This is a genomic window from Paenibacillus sp. 23TSA30-6, from assembly GCF_014858585.1.
In the GTDB taxonomy this organism is placed as follows: domain Bacteria; phylum Bacillota; class Bacilli; order Paenibacillales; family Paenibacillaceae; genus Paenibacillus.
Genome location: NZ_SLTL01000043.1, coordinates 22,191 through 28,320, shown reverse-complemented (window position 1 = coordinate 28,320; position 6,130 = coordinate 22,191). Strand labels below are relative to the sequence as shown.

Genomic DNA, 6,130 nt, shown 5'->3' with positions numbered 1-6,130 from the left:
TAATCAGTTGTTGCTCCCTGTTGGGAAACCCACTCTTTTCATGCTATTAAGCACTTATAGAGTAACGTGTCGCACTGTAATGATAGCGTATATTCACCTGATTGAGCAGGGATATAAGTTTCGGAGCATACCCCCTGGCCGCTTGTCAGCAGAAGGCGAAGGTTCTGAGGCTCAAGGTTGTAATGGGCTGCTCTCGTTTCCACATCCAATTGAACCGTCACGGACAGTGAATCCTCCACAGCCAGCTCTACACATTCGCCGATACCATACCGCTTATCGCTGTCATTAATTTGTGCCGACATCGTCAGTAACGGCCCCATCGTAACCGACACCGAACCGAGGCGGATCGCCTCCACTGCCCGGTTAACTAAGCTCTCCTGCTCTTCTGCTTCACCATGAATACCCAGATACGTGACAGCCGGAAGCGCATCATCCGGTTTGGATACATGCCAGTCCCGACCGCTTACCGCAGTGATGCGATACCCCTGATTCAATAAATCCGTCCACATGGCAAACGCCCGCTGGCTGTCCCGCTTAATAGACGGCATGAGCGTCGACCAGACCTCAATATAATCGACCTCATGCCAGTCCTGAATGGTGTACTCCCAAAAGCACCCTGTACAGATCGGACTTCCGATCCTGAATGGATGGGCAAGCCCGGCAATGCCTCCCTGCTCATGCACCTGCCGGATTCCCTCATGAATGTCATCCGGTCCCAGCACACGCCAGTCGATAAAGCGCTCTACCCCCAGCGTCAGCATATGCCCGTAAAAGGTCGTCCACTCCATCCCTGAAATGATCGGGACACCGAACTGTCGCTGAACCCGTTCCTGATCCGCAAGTGCCGACTGGGTATTGTGATCCGTTATAGCGATGCATTCAAGCCCGAGATTTTTTGCGCTTTGGGCAAGCTCCTCCAGCGTTTGCTTTCCGTCGCTGTGAAGCGTATGGGTGTGAAGCTCAGCCGGAATCCATTTAAACATATACCGCTTCCTCCCCCGATACGTGAATTTGGTAGGCAAGCGTCTCGGTCACAACGGCATGCAAACTGACGGTAATCCGCCACATGCCCGCCGGATTATCTCCTGCGAGGAACCCCGGCGAAGCCGCAGACGAACCGAGCCAATGCTCCTGCTGCATCTCGGGACGGTGTGCATTTCCCCGGTGGCGGAGAGGGTCATCGACAGACAGCGTCAATAGATTTTGCAGTGGCATATACTTCTTCCACAGATCTGATGAATGTCCCGGTTCGTCGTATCCGTATTTGCTCATGCTTTCCTCAATAATTTCTCGCGCTTGCTCCTGATCCTCCAATAACTTGGGGGTGTAAGAGAAGTAAATGCGGATCGTGTCAGTCGGCTGTGGGATGTGAAAAGAGTACGTAATATGGCTCTGGGTGCAGGTTCTATCGACCGTTCCTTCCACGTACAGTAGCCTGCTCATGACTCCCCATCCTGGCTTGTCGGGTCATCCACAGCATGGTTCACAGTACGATTTACAGTATGGTCGCCAGCACCCGCCCCGTCTTTGCCTGCTGCCCATAAAATACCTGCTGGATGATGCCGCGTTAGCTCAATCACCCGGTCCGTACGAATACCAGGAAACTGCGGCAGGTTTTCCTCGTTTAGCGTAAAAGCATACAGTCCAGCCACTTCCATGCTGTCCGCACCGCCCTCCAGCAATACGGCTCTGATTTCAGCTATATCCTCAAGCACAGCCTCTCCAGATAACTTGACCGTTGTAGAAAAATGCGACTCTGCACCCTCATAAGCAGCCCTGAAATCACCCAGTCGCAGATCATGATAGCACGATGAATACCACTGCTCCGAGCCGTGAAGGCGAAGCTCGATATCCACACAGGCATCTTCCTCGCGTCGGTTAAAGCCCGGCTTGGACGCTGGAGACGATTCACTGCTGGAATCCTTTAAGGGGCGTTTTGAAGTCTGGATAAATACATAGCTGCGCTGGTGGGCAAGCATAATGGAAGACGCATTTGACGGCATTTCCAGCTCCTGCTGACGCTCCATCTCCCATTGAGTTACCTGATAAGCAAAGGGAAAACGGCTCATGACCGCTTCACGCGGCTCTTCCTCTGGCTTCCACTGGAAAGCAGGCGACAGCATAAAACGATAGTCCGATGAAATGTCATCCTTAAAGTTTCCATTGGTTGTTGCGGATTGGAGAACAGGATGCCCGCCCAGATCATAGTTGCCATTAAACGCAGTCGTAATATGATGTGCCCCCTGGAAAACAGCATCCAGCACATTGCCCCTGGCATCCAGCTCGACGCGGTACATCCATTCGATATCGGTGGTTCTCCCCCATTTGCTCATGAGCAGCGGTGCGGGCGTTCCTTCATCCTCATGGCTATACATCATCTGGTATTCAATGACCGTTTTCCCCTCATTCTCTTCCACGGAGTAGAACAGAACAAGCGGTGTATCCGTAAAGCGGTTCTCATAGGGATGTGCCAGATTGCGACCGTATAAAAGTGGGGTGTGGCGATAAATCAGCGACCTTGGAGACGAATCGGCCACACAGCGCAGTTCAACCCCGTCGATCCATGCTCTGGATACAAGCGGAGCCGACTCCAGTTCGCGAAATTCGGCATAGACCTCATAATCGCCTTCTTTTAGATACCCCAACAAACGGGTGTACACACCCTGACTGCTGCCATAATACAAAATAACATCCTGATTATAGGTTTCGTTCAGGTAGAGGCGCACGAAGGCGGATTCCCGATCTGTCGCAGCCCAGTCACTGTCCGATCTGGCGAGCAGATCAAGCTCCGCGAACCCGTCTTCGGGCATGGAAAACGTGAACCGGAATCCGTTCCCCGGACTGAGTTCAACCTCCGCTTTGTGTAAGGCAATCCGATACCCGCAATCCAGCAGGTCCCTTTCCCACTCTCGCCCGCTAAACCCGGTAATCTGCACCTCTGCTTGGCTGTTCATCCCTGTAACCTCCTTAGTGTATAGCGGCCGTCTAGCTCGCATCCGCATCCTTCACCATTGTCCGAATATAAAAGTAGCCCATAAAAGAACACAGTAAAAACATAAACACTGCCATTGCGCTGGCTGTATGCGTCTCCTGATAGCTGGAAAATACCTGCTGCATCGCGACACCCAGCACCTGCGGCGAGTTGGCGCCAATCAGGAACGGAGCTGTGAAGCTGCCCATAATCCCCATAAAGATGAAGGTCACCGCAACCCACATTGTTTTGTAGGAAAGGGGTAAAATAAAGCGCCCAAACAGTTGCAGCGTGCTGGCTCCCGCATCTCTGGCACTCTCCACAACAGCGTTTGGAATGCTGGCAAGGGCCGAGCTTAGCAGCATGGTGGCAAATGGAATGTTAAACCACAGATTAGCCAGCACCAGACCTTTGTAGTCGTAAATAATCCTCGGAATGGTTTCAATACCCAGCGGCAACAAAAGGCGTGCAGCCCAGCCATGATTGCCGTACATCGTAATGATCGCATAGGTTGCAATTACGCCGGGAACGAACATCGGGACAAAATACAATCGGCCGATCCATTTGACAACAAAACCTTTTCCAAATCGCAGATAAATCGCCAAGGCGTAGCTGATGACTAAGGTAAGGGCCGTCGAAACCAGCGTGACATTGATTGTATATATAATATTTTTTCGCATCGCAGGCTCCGTGAACAGGCGGATATAGTTCGACAGCCCGTAGCCTGTTCCATGCTGATCTATCAGGCTTTCCTTTACGGCATAGAGAATCGGAATAATGACGACGACCAGCAAAATGAGAAAAGACGGGATGACCAGGGCAAGCCCCAGCATCCCCCTTTTGGACGATGAACTCATGATCAACCGCCCGCTACTTCACTTTGCCAGCGTTTGTAGATTTCCTGCTGAAGCTCGCCACTGTTGAAGCTGCGGTATCCAGAAGATACACTGTTGAATTTCTCTTGCAATTCACTTGGCATCAGATTCCACTTAATCCCCGGATACCCGTACATTTTGTTGATAACAACCGTTTGCGCTTCTGGCGTCAGCACGTAGTTCAGGAATTCTTGTGTTGCTTCTTTTTTGGAGGAAAGCGAAGGAACCATCAGATAAGAGGGACCGCCTGTAAAAGCAGGGTCAATCTGTGTCAGCTTCACCGTGTCTGGAAGCAGACCTTTAGCCAGTTGTTCGAGCGCCATATCGGACCAAGCCGGAACCATGTCCACCTCTCCACTTGCCAAAATATCAAGCGTACCTTGGTTCTTTTTCGGATAGACTCCCTTTTGGTACATCGAAGGGCCCAGTTCTTTGAGCAACGAGAAGCCTTGATCCCATTTCTTCATATTTGCCGGATCATCACTGTTCATCGCCTCTGGAGGAAGGAAATTATAGATAACCGTGTTCACAAACGAGCTACCCGATCCACCCGTGGACGGGTCGTTATAAGCAAATTTTCCCGGGTGCTGACGAATCCATGTATACAGCTCGTCGGCTGTTTTCGGAGGTGTCGCCACTTTTGCGCTGTTGTAGGCAAGGACAACCGAAGAGGCACGGTATGGAATGGCCTGATTGTTTACTTGCTTGAGATACGTTTCATCGACATTCTTCAAATTGGGAACCTTGGCAGTATCGGCTGTTTCCCACAACTTTTCGCCTACCCCTTTGGTGATGTCATCCAGACTGCCTTCGTACAGGTCGATATCTGTATCGGTTTGACCGCTTTTCTTGGCTGCGATCAGACGATCCAGCGTAGATGCGCCCCCGGTTCCCGCTGGCAAATACACCAGTTTGACCTTAACGTGATCATTTTTAGCTTCAAAGTCCTTGATTAACGTTTCCCACAGCTCTTTGACGTTCAAAGACCCGCCAGTGTACAAGGAAATTTCCGTCGTTCCCGTAGCTGCTCCCGCTTTTGTATCCTTGGCTTCCCCTGTAGCTGTAGCGGCATTACCACCGTTTCCACATCCAGCCAACAACGATAAGCTAAGCACCCCGGACAAAATCAGACCCATCTTCTTTTTCCCAAACACGTTGTTGCCTCCTTTAGATAGTTGCACAAGTTCGCAGCATCACCAGATGATGCGTTCATGATGGACATTGATGCGATGTAGAGGTTGATCGTGAATCTTCACTGTGCTGCTGGAAAAGTAACAATTTTACTGAAGCTGAATCTGATTTGCTCTCCACTGCGCAGCTCGGCCGCCCGTTCACGCGGCACAAACATTTTCAGATGATCGGTACCGCTATCCAGCGAAACCTCCGCATAATGCCCGAGAATCATCACTTGTCTGATCGTTCCAGCCAGAGAGCCGTTTTCTTCCGTCGTCAGAACAATATCCTCTGGCCTTACACCGACCATGGATTCACCTGTGTATTCATGCTCCTGTGCAAACGGTATTCCGCTCACGGAGACACTGCGACCTGTGCTCACCCCCTTTAATAAATTGATCCGGCCAATAAAGCCTGCTACAAAAAGCGATTGTGGCTTGTCATAAATCTCCTGCGGCGAAGAGAGCTGCTCAATCCGACCCGCATTCATAACGACAATCCGGTCGGAAATGGACAGCGCCTCCTCCTGATCGTGAGTGACGAACACCATTGTCATTCCCGTCTGGGTCTGGATGTCGCGCAGCTCCTCCCTCATCTCCATGCGCAGCTTCGCATCGAGCGCGGAAAAAGGCTCGTCCAGCAGCAATACATCCGGCTTTAGCAGCAGAGCCCGAGCAAGTGCTACCCGCTGCTGCTGACCGCCCGAGAGCTGCCCCGGCGTTTTACGCTCTGCTGTCTCCAGCCGAACCAGCGCCAGTGCTTCCTTTACCTGACGGTCGATTTCCGCCTTTTTCACCTTCCGAATCTTCAAACCGAAAGCAAGGTTGTCATATACGGTCATATGCGGCCACAAATTATAGCTTTGGAACACCATAGCGGTCGGGCGCTTTTCGGGTGGCAGCTTGAGCACGCTTTTACCCTGAATCTCAATGTCGCCACTGTCCGGGTCCAAAAAGCCGCCAATGGAGCGAAGCACGGTTGTTTTACCACAGCCGGAAGGACCGAGTAGCGTTACAAGTTCCCCTTTCATTACGTCAAGTGAAATGCCCTTGACCCCGTCCCCCGTCTTAAAGCGTTTGGTTAACTCACGAATGGATAATTGAATGGACAT

At 51.5% G+C, this 6,130-nt stretch carries 6 protein-coding genes; all 6 read right to left on the bottom strand.

The window, feature by feature from the left end:
• Positions 1-38 precede the first annotated feature (38 nt).
• Complete coding sequence (locus E0698_RS24415) at positions 39-983, bottom strand: CehA/McbA family metallohydrolase (protein WP_238354136.1); 945 nt, start codon at positions 981-983, stop codon at positions 39-41.
• Positions 976-1,443, bottom strand: a complete 468-nt coding sequence (locus E0698_RS24410) for a hypothetical protein (protein WP_192513194.1) — start codon at positions 1,441-1,443, stop codon at positions 976-978. The genes E0698_RS24415 and E0698_RS24410 overlap by 8 nt, the downstream gene beginning before the upstream one ends.
• Positions 1,440-2,954 (bottom strand): hypothetical protein, encoded by a 1,515-nt coding sequence (locus E0698_RS24405; RefSeq protein WP_192513193.1) that lies wholly within the window; start codon positions 2,952-2,954, stop codon positions 1,440-1,442. Before E0698_RS24405 ends, E0698_RS24410 begins: the two co-directional genes overlap by 4 nt.
• Positions 2,955-2,985: 31 nt before the next feature.
• The gene (locus tag E0698_RS24400) at positions 2,986-3,828 is read right to left on the bottom strand and encodes an ABC transporter permease (RefSeq protein ID WP_192513192.1); all 843 of its coding nucleotides are present in this window, start codon (positions 3,826-3,828) and stop codon (positions 2,986-2,988) included.
• 2 nt (positions 3,829-3,830) lie between these two features.
• Positions 3,831-5,000, bottom strand: coding sequence for an extracellular solute-binding protein (locus tag E0698_RS24395; RefSeq protein WP_149096165.1), 1,170 nt, complete (start codon positions 4,998-5,000; stop codon positions 3,831-3,833).
• 98 nt (positions 5,001-5,098) lie between these two features.
• Positions 5,099-6,130 (bottom strand): ABC transporter ATP-binding protein, encoded by a 1,032-nt coding sequence (locus tag E0698_RS24390; protein WP_025683713.1) that lies wholly within the window; start codon positions 6,128-6,130, stop codon positions 5,099-5,101.